Here is a 14,714-nt window from a genome sequence, read left to right as displayed (position 1 = left end):
CATACTTGTGACTATAACTAAAAAAGGTGGATGACATTCCTATGAAAAAGCCTAAAATCGTCATTTTGGGTGCCGGATATGGCGGCATTATGACAATTGTTAATTTACAAAAGAAACTGGGTGCTAGTGATGCGGAAATCGTTTTGGTAAATAAAAACGATTACCATTACGAAACGACATGGCTTCATGAAGTATCAGCAGGTACAATTCATCAAGATCGCTCTCGTGTTCCTGTTAAAAATTTAATTAACACAAATAAGGTTACATTTATCAAAGACACGGTCGTAGATATTAAGTTAGATGAAAAGCGTGTTCTTCTTGAGAACAGTGAGCTAACGTACGATTATTTAGTTGTTGCTTTAGGGTATGAAGCAGAAACTTTCGGAATTAAAGGTTTAAAAGAACATGCATTTACCATTACGAGCATTAATGCAGCACGTCAAATTCGTGAGCATATTGATTATGTGTTTGCCACGTACAACAATGAAGTGGAAAAAAGAGACGAACTTCTGACAATTATTGTTGGAGGCGCTGGCTTTACCGGCATTGAATTTGTGGGAGAATTAGCAAATCGAGTCCCTCAGCTTTGCAAAGAGTTTGATATCCCGCGTGAAAAAGTACGCGTTATTTGTGTAGAAGCAGCGCCTACGGCTTTGCCAGGTTTTGATCCGGAACTTGTAGAATATGCGGTAACACAACTAGAACGAAAAGGAATCGAGTTCAAGATCGGAACAGCGATTAAAGAGTGTACAGAAGAAGGGATTATTGTATCAAAAGATGACCAAGTAGAAGAAATCAAATCAGCAACAGTTGTATGGGCTGCGGGTGTTCGAGGCAGTCAAGTGATTGAAAAAGCTGGATTTGAGAACATGCGCGGACGCGTAAAAGTAAGCAATAGCTTGCTGGCACCAGGGCATGAAGATGTGTTTGTTATTGGAGATTGTTCACTAATGATTAACCCTGAAACAGAACGTCCTTATCCGCCAACAGCTCAAATTGCTATGCAGCAAGGCGGTACCTGCGCTGAAAATATTAGCCGTTTGATGAAAGGTCAAAAAGAATTAAGCGAGTTCAAACCAGATATTAAAGGAACGGTATGTTCGTTAGGGCATGATGACGCAATTGGCGTCGTATATGGTCGAAAACTATTTGGTTCAAGCGCATCTTTTATGAAAAAAGTTGTTGATAATCGCTCGCTTTTCCTTCAAGGCGGAGCAGGTCTTGTATTGAAAAAAGGAAAATTTAATTTCTTTTAAAACAAAAAGCAAAAGGTCTTTAAGCCTTTTGCTTTTTTGGTATTAACTTACTTTTCTGTGATTGACGCCTTCATTACTCTTAAGTAAACTGAGAGTATAAAGAGTAACGGAGGCGAAAAGCAATGGAAATGAGTGTGCCTGTACTAATTATCTCCATCTTGTTGTTTTTTGTTTTGTTTTTTGGAATCGGTTTCTTATTGAATATGCTGCTTCGCATGTCTTGGATTATGGCTATTATTTATCCCGTGATTTTTATTTTTATTATTGATGATGTAAGAGCGGTTGATTACATTCAACATCCCGCTCACTCCTTTCAGCAGCTAGGGACAAAAGTACTATCTTTAGCCACAGCTGACATTGCGATTTTAATGGCTGGTTTTATAGGTGCACTAGCTTCAGGCATTACTATTAAATCTTTACGAACAAGAGGGTACCAAATGTTTTAAATGTAAATTCTTCTCGCAAACGAATAATTTGTTTTTATGTTGGAAACAAATAGATTCGTGAGAGGAGTTGTGGAAATCACAATGATTGGAAAAATAGCAAAGCGATTCATTATGTGCCTACTACTGGTCGGAGCGCTGTTTACAACATATGAAGCAATTACTGGCTTCCCAATAACCACAGTCATCAAATATATGCCTTTTATAAACCGTACAGGGCATCCTCTAATGAATGAAAGGCTCTTGCCATCATTTCTAAAACCACTAAGAGCTGAAGCGGCTAGCAATGACAAAGAGCGTCTTACAATTGAAGAAGCATTTGATTGGTCGCGTTATCCAACTAAGAATGTATTGGCTACGGGTTACACAGCTGGTTACGAATCAACTGGGAAAAATCCCAATCATCCAGGTTATGGTATTACATATTCGGGCGTTAAAGTAAAACGTGACTTGTATTCAACCATCGCTGCTGATTTAACCATATTTCCAATCGGCACGATCTTGTTTATTCCGGGCTATGGCTATGGAGTGGTAGCAGATAAAGGTGGGGCTATTAAAGGCAATCATCTTGATTTATATTTTGAGACTGTTTCCGATGTGTACAACATATGGGGTAAAAAAGAATTAAACGTCTATGTAGTAAAATCAGGGGACGGCCGCTTAACTGAAGAAGAGTTAACGATGCTGAATGAAAAGAAGTCGATGCAAGTTTTTCGCCAGCAGGTAAAATAAACGAGAAACACATGAAGAACTCTTCATGTGTTTTCTTATGTTTTATGGCCATACATAATACGTTACAAAAGCAACTGCTATCCCTGTTAAGGCTCCAAAGAAAACTTCAATAGGCTTATGTCCAAGCAGCTCTTTTAGCTTCACTTGTTTTTCGTCTTCTTCATTGGTCGTCCACAGCTTTGCTTCTTTTACCGCGCGCTGAAAGTCTTCAACCAAACGATTTAAAACCGTTGCTTGCTCTCCTGCGTGTCTTCTTACTCCTTTAGCATCGAACATGACAATAATGGCAAAAATAGCGGAGAGAGCAAAAATAGGGGATTTAAGACCTTCTGCTAGCCCAATGGCAGTTGCTAAGGAAGTTACTGCTGCGGAGTGAGAGCTTGGCATACCTCCCGTACTAAAAAATAAGCTGCCGTCTATTTTCTTAGTAGCTACAAAAGAAAGGGGAATCTTAATAAATTGAGCAAAGAAAATAGCGATTAATGAACTCCAAAGCGGAAAATTTGAGAATAACTCCATTGAGACGTCCTCCCTCAACTTAAAATGTCTGAAAAGCTAAACCTGTATGATGAAAAAAAGCGGTAGATGAAAGTATATGTGTGAAACTAAGGTTTTTGAACTGTGATTAAAAATTGTATTTCTGCTATCATATGTATATAGATGAAAACAGTGGTGAATATGATATATATTCCACTTGCTGAATAGATTAAACAAAGCAGATGATAAATAAAAATAAAATCTCTATACGTAAAAGGGAGGAATTTTATGTTTTCGCATGTAGAAACATTTGGTGTTGATCATCAAACAGAAGCGCTCGTAATCGGGTTATTTAACCAAAACCAACAGTTTGAAGGCCTTCTAAAAGAAATTGATGAAGCTTTAGGTGGACAGCTCATTCATTTGATTAAAGAAGGGGATATACGTGTACAAGAAAAACGTATTTCAACGATTCATACACTAGGAAAATTAGGAGCAAAACGTCTTTATTTTGTAGGACTCGGACGAAAGCAAGCGCTAACTAAAAATGGGCTCAAAGAGAGCTTTGGGCTGTTATTTAAAAAGTTAAAAGAAGCGAAGATTTCAAACGCATCGGTTGCCCTTTCTACGTTTGATACAGGAGCGTGGTCAGAGCAAGAAACTGCAGCTTTATTAGGAGAAGCTCAACAGCTTGCTATGTACGAGTTTGAAAACTACAAAAAGAAATCAAACGAACCTGACAAGCAGCTTGAGAAAATTGAACTGTTTTCTTTTTATAAAGACGTTGTACAATCTGCTTTGGTTGGATATACGTATGGAAAAGCAACAAACTCAGCGCGCACCCTTGTTAACTTACCAAGCAATATGCTAACGGCTACAGATTTAGCTAATTATGCAGTAGAAATGGCACATACATATGGTTTTGAATATGAAATTTTAGAAAAAGAAGAGATGGAAACATTGGGAATGGGCGCACTGTTAGCGGTTAATCAAGGTTCCGCAGAGCCTCCTAAAATGATTGTCCTGAAATATCAAGGAAAAGAAAAATGGGAAGACGTTATTGGGTTGGTAGGAAAAGGGATTACCTTTGACACAGGTGGTTACTCTATTAAATCTAAAGACGGGATTGTAGGTATGAAAACAGATATGGGCGGAGCTGCATCTGTTCTTGGTGCAATGGAAGCGATTGGAGAATTAAAGCCTCATCAAAACGTAGTAGCTGTCATTCCATCAACTGACAACGTTATTAGCGCGCGTGCTTTTAAGCCAGATGACGTAATTACAGCAATGAATGGAAAGACAATAGAAGTACTGAATACAGATGCTGAAGGGCGTTTAGCGTTAGCTGATGGTATCTCCTATGCCAAACACCACGGAGCAAATTATTTAGTAGACGTGGCGACATTAACGGGTGGTGTAATTGTAGCTCTTGGTACACATACAACTGGGGCAATGACGAATGATTCTGCTTTATTGGAGCAAATAGCGAAAGCGAGCATTGAGACAGGCGAACCGATTTGGGAGCTGCCTATTACAGAACGAGACAAAAAGCGTGTTCGGGGAAGTAAGGTAGCAGATTTAAATAACTCTCCTGGACGGGAGGGGCATGCAATTATGGCAGGAACCTTTATTGGTGAGTTTGCAGAGCAAACGCCATGGGTTCACTTGGATATTGCTGGAACTGCAACATCCGCTGCTTCTCATGAGTTAGGACCTTCAGGTGCAACAGGCGTGATGGTGCGAACATTAGCTGCAATGGTTTGTTCATTTGAAACCAATTAATGAAAAATATAGAAGTGATAGAAAGAAACGTAAAAAGAAGCATCGATGATGCTTCTTTTTTAATATGTTTACATAATGTTTTTTCTTTTTTAGTAAGAAAAGATTATTTAGAAAAATCTTTATATTGTTAAGGCTGGAGAGAAGTTAAACAAACGTTTATTTAGTAAGATGATTGACTTTTTTTCTATACCTAATATAATGAACATGTTGTTTATCTCTCTAATGTTTTAATGAGATAAAGTAAAAGAAAAAATGGAGGTTTCAAAATGAATGCAGTATTAATAGCTGTGCTCGTGATGCTGATTTTGAGCTTATTGCGTATCAACGTTGTCTTTTCTTTAGCAGTCGGAGCGCTAATTGGAGGACTTGTTGGCGGTATCAGCCTCACAGATACAGTAAGTATATACACAGATGGTCTTGGAAACAGTGCCTCTGTTGCATTAAGCTATGCTTTGCTTGGAGGATTTGCAATGGCTGTTTCTCGAACGGGACTGCCTGATGCCGTTGTTCAGCTAGCGTTAAAAATAGTAGGGAAAGAAGGAGAAACGAAAAAGAAGTCACTTTCAAAAGTACTGATCTTATTGATCATCCTTATTATTTCATGTTTTTCTCAAAACGTTATTCCGGTTCACATTGCATTTATTCCGCTTTTAATTCCACCCCTATTAAAAGTATTTAATCAGTTGAAAATCGATCGCCGATTAGTCGCAACCGTTATTACATTTGGGTTGATTACACCTTATATGTATTTTCCTGCAGGATTCGGTAAGATTTATCACGACATTTTATTTACTAACATCAAAGAAAGTGGACTAACAATTGATAAAGGAGATATTACCACGGCGATGGCTCTTCCAGCTCTAGGAATGGTAGTGGGGTTATTATTTGCTGTGTTTATTTCGTACCGCAAGCCGCGCAGTTATGAAGACATTGACATTGATCAAGGCGCAGAGGAGCGTACAGGTTACACAACAAGAGGAATTATAGTAGCTTTACTTGCGATTGTAGCGGCTTTAACTGTGCAGCTCTTAGTAGATTCTATGATTTTCGGAGCGCTTGCAGGGATTGTTGTCGTTTACTTCAGCGGGGCTTTGAAGTGGAACGAAGCAGATCCAGTATTAACGAACGGAATGAGAATGATGGCTTTCATCGGATTTGTTATGCTGTCTGCCTCTGGTTTTGCAAAAGTTCTTCAAGAAACTGGAGATGTAGAAGCGCTTGTAAAAGGCTCTGTTGCTCTTATTGGCGGCAACCAAATGCTAGGTGCATTTCTTATGCTTGTCATCGGGCTTTTAGTGACAATGGGCATTGGTTCTTCTTTCTCTACCATTCCAATTATCGCGACGATTTTTGTTCCTCTTTGCTTAGAACTTGGTATGAGTCCAATGGCAACGATTTGTATTGTTGGTACAGCGGGAGCGCTTGGAGACGCTGGTTCACCAGCTTCAGACAGTACGCTTGGACCCACATCTGGATTAGCAGTCGATCGTCAACACGATCATATTTGGGATACATGTGTACCAACTTTTCTTCACTATAACATTCCACTTATTATTTTTGGGTGGATTGCCTCGGTTATCTTGTAAATAGAGGACCTATAATGACAAAAAGCAGCCGGTCAAAACCGGCTGCTTTTTGTCATGCTTGAGAAAGAGTAGAAGCAGTGCTGTCACAAGCTCCTAATGCTTGCTCTACAGCCTGAAGAGATTGTTCAATGCGTTCACGATTTGAATCTTTCTCTACTGTTTGAAGAGCTTGTTCAAGGCTTGCTTTTGCCTGATTTAATGATGTACAAGAATCTTGCACGTAACCTCTAGCGTTTTTAGACATTCTTCTGCCTCCTAACTAACCAAAAATGAGAATCAATAAGTAGTATGAGTAATTTGCAGGGAATTATGAGGAGAAATAATAAAAAGGATTAACTCTTATGAAAGGAGTTAATCCTGTCAGCCTAACTGTTTAAATTGGTTGGAATGTAGAAGTTCAAGCACTTTCTTATCAAGCTCCTTAATTTTCTTTACAGCCAGACTATATTCCATTTCACGGTAATGGTGTTTGCCGCCTGGCTCTTCGTCAGCTTCATCAGCTAGTTTGACTACTTTTTGAAGAGGGCGTTGTTGAATTGTTCCTTCAGGTAAATATGAGTCTGTGTGTAGTAAAATAGCTAAGGCAATTTCTTTTGCCGCCTGAGGTTCCTCACCTAAACGAATGAGTAATTTATGTGCACGTTCAGCCCCTTTAATAGCGTGAATATCATTTTGACGATACTTCTCATAATCCCACTGACCATTTGTGTACCATTCATAGTGACCAATATCATGGAGCAGCGCTGCTTTTGTAGCTAAATCGGGGTTTACATTATGCTGTACAGATAGACGAAACGCATGATAGGCGACGGATACAGCATGCGCAACGCCAGAGCGAGTTAAATATTTTTGAGCGATAGGATGCGTGAAAATTTCTACTAGTGTAACATGTCTCATCATGTCATCCCTCCTAAAGAAAAAATATATTTCCAAATACAATATCATATTTATATCCTAAATACAATTATCGTGTAATTTGTTTTTACATCCAAAAAAGGCATATATTATAATATTCGAAACAAAACAACATGTACATCTTTTTTTGAATAAAATAAGACTTTTTTCCTTGTACTTTACCATCTGATATTTAACGATACGTGACAGCAGTCAAATTGGTTATCGGGGTGAATAAACGTAATTTTAATATAGTCTGGGGTATAAAAAACATCGATTTTTGTCTTAACACCAGTGGAAAGAATGAGTCTTTTTACTTCACTCATTTTAGATTCTTGAGCAGCAGCTTTTATTTTTTTTATTAAATTTGGTGAAGTATTAGCTCTTTGAATAAAGATAGTAGCGCTTTGCATGGTAGAGGGAATAACTTTAAGAGATTGCTGAAATGTCGCGATGTCCGCCTCAGGTAAGTTAGGTACCCTGTATGTATAAGGGTGAGGCATGTAGTACGATGGCCAATAGTAAGACGAGGAAGCAAATGATTTCATATAAGAATCCTCCTAGAAAACGGATTTTTATTATGTATATGTAGAGGGTTCGTATATGTTGTAGCAAAACCGTTATTGTATACTAGATACAAAGGGAGGTATGGATATGAAAACAAAAGATACGCTGTTAGAAGCATTAGGAATTGAGATTATTAGTGCGAGTGAGGAAAGAGTGGAAGCGACGATGCCTGTTGATGAGCGAACGCGTCAGCCATTCGGGCTTTTACACGGAGGAGCATCGGTGGCGTTAGCTGAAACTGTGGCTAGTCTAGGTGCCATTAAAAGTGTTGATCTCGAAAAAGAAATCTGCGTAGGTTTAGAAATTAATGCCAATCATATCAAAGGAAAAAAAGACGGAATCGTTACAGCTATAGGCGTTCCTTTACATAAAGGAAAAAAAACAGCGGTTTGGGAAGTGAAAATTCAAGATGAAAAAGAGAATTTAATCTGTATATCCAGATGTACGCTTGCTATTCTGCCTAAAGCTTAAAACATTAAGAATGTTTAGTCTAGAAGGTGTGAGGTATGCTTCTGGAGTCAGAAGTAGCCACCTCACACACTCGTGTTAGAGTTTAAAGAGAATTTGGAAGAGCGGATACATAAAAAAGTGAAAAAATAGGTAAAAAAATAAGCGAAATTATGTCTATTCGTGACAGTTACCCTGCGCATAGAGACATGCTCTAGAATATAGTAGTAGTAAAGTATTCTTTTTATTCAGCAACTAGAATATTCATAATATTAAAAATAAGAACAGAAAATAGACCTTCCGATTGTTCAATCGTGCTATAATAGCATTAGTATAGTAGGGCGGTTTATTTTACAAAGGGGTGATAATATTGGATAAGAACTCTCAGTATTTATTCATTGATTTTGAATTTACAATGCCAGAGTATAAGGGTTTTCCAAAAGGCTTTTTTCCGGAAATCATTGAAGTTGGTTTGGTGTTTGTTAAAAATCAAGAAATCATTGATCGTTTCTCCTCTTACGTACAGCCTACACACTTTACAAAATTAACTGAGCGCTGTAAATCATTTCTCCACATCGAACAAAATCAAGTAAATGAAGGCATTACGCTAGAGCAGCTTGTACAGCGACTGGGCATGTATAAACACAGCACGATTATTACATGGGGGAACATGGATATGAAAGTATTGAGGCAGTGCTGTCAAAAAAATAAGGTGCCATTTCCTTTTGCAGGTAAAGAAATTGATCTTTCAATGGAGTATAAGCGCTTTTTTGGAGATCAAAATCAAACTGGCCTTTGGAAAGCTGTGCAGGAGTATGGTAAAGAAGGAACTGGAAAGCACCACTGCGCGCTTGATGATGCGATGACGACACTCAATATCTTTAAGCTTGTAGAAAAAGATAAGCGGTACCTTCAAAAACCGGAGCCAACGACCATAGGAGATCGAATCGATTTTTCCAAAGTATTAAATAAATTTGCATTATAAAAGCCAAATCACTTCTATGTGAATTTGGCTTTTTGCTTAATGAATACCGTACTCTTTTTTTAACTCTTCTAAACAGGCAATACTTGCTTGAGCAAAAGGGCTGTCTTTGGCTTGTTGCTCAGCTATCTTTAATTCAAGTGCTTTTTTTAGTGAATTTTTATAATCGGGAACGCTGTCTTCATAGAGATGAACCATTTTTTGAGGAATATTGGCCTGCTCTCGAAATGCAAGTGCTTTTCGCTCGTGAAAAAATGGTACGTCCACTTGTCCAGGATTATGTAAGTCACCTTGTTCTGGATGCTTTAACACAGCTTGAATCCGCACAACATAATGCAGGTCTCGAACTTGTGTAATTTCACCGATGTATTTCCCAGTTTTATAAAGTGCCGTAACGGTTTGACCAATTGTAAATGTCATATTGCCAGATCTCCTTTAAGTAAAGTGTTTGTTATCACCAGTATAAATCAAAACCCACTACCGTTTCTATGAAAGGATGTTGTACATAATGTATTTAATGTTTTTGCTTTATTTTCCGGAAGATAAAAGAGAATATATTCCTGCTTTTGCTACTATGGCGATTTTTGTACTAGCTGCAGTTGCAGTATGGCGTTTAATCATTAAGATTTCGAAAAAAGAAGAAGAAAAAACGAAGGAATTAGAAGCAAAGCTGAAGGAACAAGAAAATAAGAAGTCACTGTAATGAAATGCAAATAAAATGTAAGCGTTTAAAATGATATGTTGCTGGACAATCTATGGAAAGACATCTAAAACTTTCGCTAGTGCATATGCGATTGGAGGGCAACATGAAAAAACTACTACTCATTGGAACCGTGCCTTTTTTCTTGTTAACGGGGTGTATGGAAAAAGAAATATCCAATAAAGAAGTCAAAGTCTATAACGCAGATGGAGATAGCATCGGTACAGTCAAATTGAAAGAGCAGGCCGATGGAATTGAGTTTACGTACAACTTAAGCGGACTTCCACCTGGCGAACACGGCGTACATATTCATGAAATGGGGATTTGCAAAGCTCCTAACTTTAAAAGTGCGGGCAATCACCTTGATCCTGATAAAAAGAAACACGGACTGTTAAATCCAAAAGGATCGCATTTAGGCGATATGAAAAATATTGTGGTAGAAGACGATCAGACGTATACAGGAACAGATATGGTTCCTCAAGTCACGTTAAAAGAGGGAAAGACATCTCTCGTTAAGCGTATGGATGGTTCATCTCTTGTTATTACCGAACAAGGGGATGACGGAATGACAGAGCCATCAGGTAATTCTGGAAAGCGAATCGCCTGCGGGGTTATTTCAAAAAAACATTAAAAACAGCGTTCTTTCGTGAGAAAGAACGCTGTTTTTTACGTTAAAGCTACTTTTAAGCGATTCAATCCTTCTTGAAGTTGTTCATGTGAACAGCCAATGTTCAAGCGGATAAAACCTTTTCCATATGTGGAGCTGTATTTTTCGCCTTTTTCTACGGCGATTTTACCTTTTTTTAATAAGCGCTCATGTAATTCTTCTTCTGATAAATGCAGCTTGTTGCAGTCAATCCATAGTAAATAAGTTCCTTCGGGCTGAACCACTCGCAGTTCAGGCAAGTTCTCACTTATAAAACGCGTCACGAGATCTACATTTTTCTTCAAATACACCAGCAGTGCTTCCAACCATTCTTCACCTTCGCTATAAGCCGCCTCTAATCCAATTATTCCGAATGTGTTTAAATTAGAAAATCCTTGTTTTTGCTGCTGCTGAACATACTGTGTGCGCAGCTTTTCATTTGGAATAATAACAGCTGAAGCCTGAAGTCCCGGTATATTAAATGTTTTGCTAGGGGCCATACACGTAATGGTTCGATTGGCTGCATCTTCACTCACCATGCTGATGGGAATGTGTTTATAAGGCTGGTAAATTAGATCAGAATGGATTTCATCTGAAACAATTAATACATTGTATTTTTCACAAAGATCGGCAAGCTTCTTCAGTTCTTCTTTTGTCCACACGCGTCCTACTGGATTATGAGGGCTGCAAAGAATCATTAATTTTACGCCTTCTGCAAATTTTTTCTCTAAATCTGCAAAATCAATTTCGTATTTATCGCCTGCAAGTTTTAAGGGATTTTCAACAACTTCTCGATCATTTACCTTTATCATGTTAAAAAATGGAGTATAGACTGGAGGCTGAATTAAAATTGAATCTCCGGGTTCCGTAAATGCTTGAATAGCCATACTCAGGGCAAACACAACTCCTGGACTGTATGTAATCCATTCATGATCAATGGTCCACTGATGCTTTTTTTCTACCCAAGATGATAAAGCCTTCGCGGTAGATTCAGTAGGAGAAGTGTAGCCGAAAATACCGTGTTTGACACGCTCATTAATGGTTTGAAGAACATTAGGCGGCGCTTGGAAATCCATATCAGCTACCCAAAAAGGCAGAACATCTTTTGCTCCAAAAACAAGATCAGTTTTGTCCCACTTTACGGACTGCGTACCTGTACGGTTAATTAATTGATCAAAAGAATAAGTAGACAATAAAAGTACCCCCTTTTTTAATATAATAGTTTGCTTATTTTTAATACGTTTGTCAACGAAGTTAACTTGTGGAGTCAATAAAGAAAGTGAAAAAATTGCTGAAGCACCACTAATGAATTTTTTATTAAAGTTAGCGCCTCGTGTGAAATATACGAACCCGCCCCATCATTATTGAGACAGAGCTTTTTCACCGTACAAGAAATCGACCATATAAGACTGCACAATGTCGGGACACTCTTCTGGTAAAAGGTGTCCAATTTCCTTTAAAGAGATAAAGGTAGAGTCTGTTAAATCATCTTTTAACTTACGTCCGAGATGCAAAGGAACAACCCGGTCTTCTTCTCCCCAAATGAGTAAACTTGGTTTTTTTATGTGCTGCAAATCCTTTGATGATAGGTCTCCTTCTCGATCACGAATCATTCTTGTTAAAGCCATAAACGTACGGTCATCCAAAAATGGTTCAGTATAGCCATCAATCATTTCTTCGTCGATTAACTTATGATCAAATACGACATTTTGCAAGTTACCTAATACACCTTTGCGAGACAGCCACGTTTTTACCCACAGATAAAAGAAGGGAACATAAGAAGACATGACCAACCCATAATGTGAGGGGCCTAAATAAGCTGAGCTGCACAGAAGAACTAATTTTGATACGCAAGAAGGCTTTAACTTTGCTACGTTTAAACAAACTTGTCCTCCCATTGAGTGTCCCGATAGTACAACATCCTTCAATTTTAAATATTCAATTAACTTGATGACAATTCTGGCTAAATTTTTATACGAGTATTGAAAGGTTAACGATTTTTCACTTCGCCCAAATGGCGGAAGGTCCAGCGTAATGATAGAAAACGTATCTTCAAATAAAGGAATTAAACGTCGAAAGCTAAAACTCGATGATAAAAAGCCGTGAATAAATACAATAGCTGGTTTATCAGGGTGATAGTTATGGCATTCGTAGTACACATTGACTCCATTAAAAGTACGCTGGTGGCAAGTAATTTTAGATTCAGTCAATTTGGTTCACTCCATCTTTTTCTTTCTAGTCTGTCCTAATTTCCAGCAATCTATAAAATGAAACTCAATTACCGGTATAGATTTCACATTAAAGATGTGTTTAAATTTGATATAATGGAAAAAGTGAAAAAATTTAATCGGTATAGGAGGGGAACGCGGTGTTCTTAGAAGAAAAAGAGTTAGAAATCTTAGAAATTCTAGAAAAAAATAGCCGTATTTCGATAGATAGTATTTCAAAAATGGTGGATTTAACGTTTGAAGAAACCTCTAATATTGTTAAAAAGCTAGAGAGAGAAAAAGTAATTGTGCAATATTCAGCTGATATTAACTGGAGACGAGTAGATGGACATGAGGGCGTCACAGCTATGATAGATGTAAAAGTTGCACCAAAGCGAGGAGTAGGCTTTGATGAGATTGCGGAGCGCATCTATCGTTTTCAAGAAGTGAAATCCGTGTACCTAATGTCAGGAGCATATGATTTGTCTGTTATTATTGAAGAAAAATCAATGTCTGAAGTAGCATTTTTTGTTTCTGAAAAGCTTTCTACGCTAGACTCTGTTTTATCTACAACGACTCACTTTATCATGAAAAAATACAAGCACGATGGTACCATCTACGACCAAGGCGATGAAGATCGCAGAATCGTGGTGTCTCCGTAATGAAAGAGCGCTTGTCAACAACTGTACAACAGCTGAAACCTTCAGGTATTCGCCGCTTTTTTGATTTAGCAGCAAGTATGGATAACGTTATTTCTCTTGGAGTAGGTGAACCTGATTTTGTCACATCTTGGGCTGTTCGAGAAGCGAGTATTTTATCGTTGGAAAGAGGATATACCTCTTATACAGCAAATGCGGGGCTTTTAGAGCTCCGCTTTGAAATTATGAAGTATATGAAAAGAAATTTTAACGTCTCGTATGATTATAAAGATGATATTATTGTGACCGTTGGAGGAAGTCAGGCTTTAGACATTACAATGAGGGCTTTGATTAACCCTGAAGATGAGATTATTGTCGTGGAGCCAAACTTTGTGTCTTACAGCCCGTTAATTTCGCTAGCAGGAGGAGTTCCTGTGGCAATTGAAACAACGGCAGAAACAGAGTTTAAGCTGCAGCCTAGACAGATTGAAGAAGTCATTACAAGCAACACGAAAGCTCTTCTTTTATGCTCTCCTAATAATCCAACAGGAAGCTCACTATCTAAAGAAGAGCTGCAGGCTATTGCGGATATTGTAATCAAGCATGACTTGCTTGTTATCACGGATGAAATCTATGCAGAATTAACATATGATGAAGAATTTACATCTATTGCTTCTTTAGAAGGAATGAAAGAACGAACCATTATTATTTCTGGCTTTTCTAAAGGGTTTGCTATGACTGGATGGCGTCTTGGGTACATATGTGCACCAACTGAGATTGCTAAAGCAATGCTGAAAATTCATCAGTATACAATGATGTGTGCTCCTACCATGGCACAATATGGAGCAATTGAAGCACTACAAAACGGACAGCATGACGTAGAAGAGATGAGAAAAAGCTATCGCAGAAGACGGAACTACATGGTGAAGTCATTAAATGAAATTGGTCTGGAATGCCATTCTCCCGGAGGAGCGTTTTATGTGTTCCCGTCTATCAAGAAAACTGGATTGTCATCGGAAGAATTCGCTGAGCAGCTTTTGCTTGAAGAGCGAGTAGCCGTGGTGCCAGGCAATGTATTTGGAAAAGGCGGAGAGGGACATATTCGCTGTTCATACGCCTCTTCGATGGAATCATTAGAAGAATCCATAAAACGGATTAGCCGTTTTGTTGAAAATAAGTTATAATAAAAATAAGATGTTATGTCATATCGTATAGACGGTTTGATATAATATCTTTTTTGCTATGATGAAATGTAGTGTTAGTTTATATTTGTGACGAAATTGGTAAATAATAAATATAGTATAACTACTTTTTGATTCAATCTATGAACTGTGCTATAATTTTAAATTGGCTATAA

The 14,714-nt window shown here is 38.0% G+C and carries 18 protein-coding genes; 11 read left to right on the top strand and 7 right to left on the bottom strand.

The features are described from left to right. Positions 1 to 41: 41 nt before the first annotated feature. From MMB68_RS18220 to MMB68_RS18210, 3 genes are all read left to right on the top strand, one after another. Entirely contained in the window at positions 42 to 1,256 is a 1,215-nt protein-coding gene (locus tag MMB68_RS18220) for an NAD(P)/FAD-dependent oxidoreductase (RefSeq protein ID WP_221785792.1), read from the top strand. Between the two features lie 122 nt (positions 1,257 to 1,378). Continuing rightward, complete coding sequence (locus MMB68_RS18215; RefSeq protein ID WP_013059616.1) at positions 1,379 to 1,702, top strand: YuiB family protein; 324 nt, start codon at positions 1,379 to 1,381, stop codon at positions 1,700 to 1,702. Positions 1,703 to 1,783: 81 nt separating this feature from the next. Then, complete coding sequence (locus tag MMB68_RS18210) at positions 1,784 to 2,431, top strand: 3D domain-containing protein (protein ID WP_277448436.1); 648 nt, start codon at positions 1,784 to 1,786, stop codon at positions 2,429 to 2,431. Positions 2,432 to 2,473: 42 nt separating this feature from the next. Here MMB68_RS18210 and MMB68_RS18205 read toward each other — a convergent pair whose 3' ends face one another. Then, positions 2,474 to 2,950, bottom strand: a complete 477-nt coding sequence (locus tag MMB68_RS18205) for a divergent PAP2 family protein (RefSeq protein ID WP_013085319.1) — start codon at positions 2,948 to 2,950, stop codon at positions 2,474 to 2,476. Positions 2,951 to 3,196: 246 nt separating this feature from the next. Between MMB68_RS18205 and MMB68_RS18200 the strand changes: the two genes are divergently transcribed. Further along, a complete protein-coding gene (locus tag MMB68_RS18200; RefSeq protein ID WP_264408646.1) occupies positions 3,197 to 4,690 on the top strand; it encodes a leucyl aminopeptidase in 1,494 nt (497 codons plus the stop codon). Positions 4,691 to 4,956: 266 nt separating this feature from the next. Continuing rightward, entirely contained in the window at positions 4,957 to 6,276 is a 1,320-nt protein-coding gene (locus MMB68_RS18195; RefSeq protein ID WP_221785789.1) for a Na+/H+ antiporter family protein, read from the top strand. A 52-nt stretch (positions 6,277 to 6,328) separates the two neighbouring features. Here MMB68_RS18195 and MMB68_RS18190 read toward each other — a convergent pair whose 3' ends face one another. The 3 genes from MMB68_RS18190 to MMB68_RS18180 all read right to left on the bottom strand — a co-directional run bounded on the left by MMB68_RS18190 (position 6,329) and on the right by MMB68_RS18180 (position 7,718). Beyond that, on the bottom strand, positions 6,329 to 6,520 hold the full coding sequence (locus MMB68_RS18190; protein ID WP_013059611.1) for a hypothetical protein: 192 nt from the start codon (positions 6,518 to 6,520) through the stop codon (positions 6,329 to 6,331). Positions 6,521 to 6,636: 116 nt separating this feature from the next. After that, entirely contained in the window at positions 6,637 to 7,173 is a 537-nt protein-coding gene (locus MMB68_RS18185) for an HD domain-containing protein (RefSeq protein ID WP_153253900.1), read from the bottom strand. A 176-nt stretch (positions 7,174 to 7,349) separates the two neighbouring features. Beyond that, positions 7,350 to 7,718, bottom strand: a complete 369-nt coding sequence (locus tag MMB68_RS18180) for a YuzC family spore coat inner layer protein (protein WP_221785788.1) — start codon at positions 7,716 to 7,718, stop codon at positions 7,350 to 7,352. 106 nt (positions 7,719 to 7,824) lie between these two features. On the opposite strand from MMB68_RS18180, the gene MMB68_RS18175 reads away from it, so the two are divergent. Both MMB68_RS18175 and kapD read left to right on the top strand, forming a co-directional pair. After that, positions 7,825 to 8,208 (top strand): hotdog fold thioesterase, encoded by a 384-nt coding sequence (locus MMB68_RS18175; protein ID WP_028409588.1) that lies wholly within the window; start codon positions 7,825 to 7,827, stop codon positions 8,206 to 8,208. Between the two features lie 346 nt (positions 8,209 to 8,554). Continuing rightward, a complete protein-coding gene (gene kapD / locus MMB68_RS18170; protein ID WP_013059607.1) occupies positions 8,555 to 9,169 on the top strand; it encodes a 3'-5' exonuclease KapD in 615 nt (204 codons plus the stop codon). Between the two features lie 36 nt (positions 9,170 to 9,205). On the opposite strand, the gene kapB is transcribed toward kapD, so the two are convergent. Beyond that, on the bottom strand, positions 9,206 to 9,586 hold the full coding sequence (gene kapB, locus MMB68_RS18165; protein WP_013059606.1) for a kinase-associated lipoprotein KapB: 381 nt from the start codon (positions 9,584 to 9,586) through the stop codon (positions 9,206 to 9,208). Between the two features lie 85 nt (positions 9,587 to 9,671). On the opposite strand from kapB, the gene MMB68_RS18160 reads away from it, so the two are divergent. Beyond that, entirely contained in the window at positions 9,672 to 9,869 is a 198-nt protein-coding gene (locus MMB68_RS18160; RefSeq protein ID WP_082595915.1) for a hypothetical protein, read from the top strand. A gap of 103 nt (positions 9,870 to 9,972) precedes the next feature. Then, positions 9,973 to 10,497, top strand: a complete 525-nt coding sequence (locus tag MMB68_RS18155; protein WP_221785787.1) for a superoxide dismutase family protein — start codon at positions 9,973 to 9,975, stop codon at positions 10,495 to 10,497. A gap of 35 nt (positions 10,498 to 10,532) precedes the next feature. Here the strand turns inward: MMB68_RS18155 and MMB68_RS18150 are convergent, their stop codons facing one another. Both MMB68_RS18150 and MMB68_RS18145 read right to left on the bottom strand, forming a co-directional pair. After that, the gene (locus MMB68_RS18150; RefSeq protein WP_221785786.1) at positions 10,533 to 11,705 is read right to left on the bottom strand and encodes a MalY/PatB family protein; all 1,173 of its coding nucleotides are present in this window, start codon (positions 11,703 to 11,705) and stop codon (positions 10,533 to 10,535) included. Positions 11,706 to 11,873: 168 nt separating this feature from the next. Beyond that, positions 11,874 to 12,722, bottom strand: a complete 849-nt coding sequence (locus tag MMB68_RS18145; RefSeq protein WP_277549239.1) for an alpha/beta fold hydrolase — start codon at positions 12,720 to 12,722, stop codon at positions 11,874 to 11,876. A gap of 158 nt (positions 12,723 to 12,880) precedes the next feature. On the opposite strand from MMB68_RS18145, the gene MMB68_RS18140 reads away from it, so the two are divergent. After that, complete coding sequence (locus MMB68_RS18140) at positions 12,881 to 13,381, top strand: Lrp/AsnC family transcriptional regulator (RefSeq protein ID WP_013059601.1); 501 nt, start codon at positions 12,881 to 12,883, stop codon at positions 13,379 to 13,381. Further along, the gene (locus tag MMB68_RS18135; protein WP_277549238.1) at positions 13,381 to 14,541 is read left to right on the top strand and encodes an aminotransferase; all 1,161 of its coding nucleotides are present in this window, start codon (positions 13,381 to 13,383) and stop codon (positions 14,539 to 14,541) included. The genes MMB68_RS18140 and MMB68_RS18135 overlap by 1 nt, the downstream gene beginning before the upstream one ends. Positions 14,542 to 14,714: the final 173 nt, after the last annotated feature.

The organism is Priestia sp. Y58, from assembly GCF_029522095.1.
GTDB classification, from domain to species: domain Bacteria; phylum Bacillota; class Bacilli; order Bacillales; family Bacillaceae_H; genus Priestia; species Priestia megaterium_E.
Note: the sequence above shows the minus strand (reverse complement) of the source record. Positions and strands in the feature narration are given on the sequence as shown.

Excerpts from the sequence above, each read along its gene's own strand:
- MMB68_RS18220 (WP_221785792.1), top strand. The coding sequence starts at position 42 with ATGAAAAAGCCTAAAATCGTCATTTTGGGTGCCGGATATGGCGGCATT.
- MMB68_RS18215 (WP_013059616.1), top strand. The coding sequence starts at position 1,379 with ATGGAAATGAGTGTGCCTGTACTAATTATCTCCATCTTGTTGTTTTTT.
- MMB68_RS18210 (WP_277448436.1), top strand. The coding sequence starts at position 1,784 with ATGATTGGAAAAATAGCAAAGCGATTCATTATGTGCCTACTACTGGTC.
- MMB68_RS18205 (WP_013085319.1), bottom strand. The coding sequence starts at position 2,950 with ATGGAGTTATTCTCAAATTTTCCGCTTTGGAGTTCATTAATCGCTATT.
- MMB68_RS18200 (WP_264408646.1), top strand. The coding sequence starts at position 3,197 with ATGTTTTCGCATGTAGAAACATTTGGTGTTGATCATCAAACAGAAGCG.
- MMB68_RS18195 (WP_221785789.1), top strand. The coding sequence starts at position 4,957 with ATGAATGCAGTATTAATAGCTGTGCTCGTGATGCTGATTTTGAGCTTA.
- MMB68_RS18190 (WP_013059611.1), bottom strand. The coding sequence starts at position 6,520 with ATGTCTAAAAACGCTAGAGGTTACGTGCAAGATTCTTGTACATCATTA.
- MMB68_RS18185 (WP_153253900.1), bottom strand. The coding sequence starts at position 7,173 with ATGAGACATGTTACACTAGTAGAAATTTTCACGCATCCTATCGCTCAA.
- MMB68_RS18180 (WP_221785788.1), bottom strand. The coding sequence starts at position 7,718 with ATGAAATCATTTGCTTCCTCGTCTTACTATTGGCCATCGTACTACATG.
- MMB68_RS18175 (WP_028409588.1), top strand. The coding sequence starts at position 7,825 with ATGAAAACAAAAGATACGCTGTTAGAAGCATTAGGAATTGAGATTATT.
- kapB (WP_013059606.1), bottom strand. The coding sequence starts at position 9,586 with ATGACATTTACAATTGGTCAAACCGTTACGGCACTTTATAAAACTGGG.
- MMB68_RS18155 (WP_221785787.1), top strand. The coding sequence starts at position 9,973 with ATGAAAAAACTACTACTCATTGGAACCGTGCCTTTTTTCTTGTTAACG.
- MMB68_RS18135 (WP_277549238.1), top strand. The coding sequence starts at position 13,381 with ATGAAAGAGCGCTTGTCAACAACTGTACAACAGCTGAAACCTTCAGGT.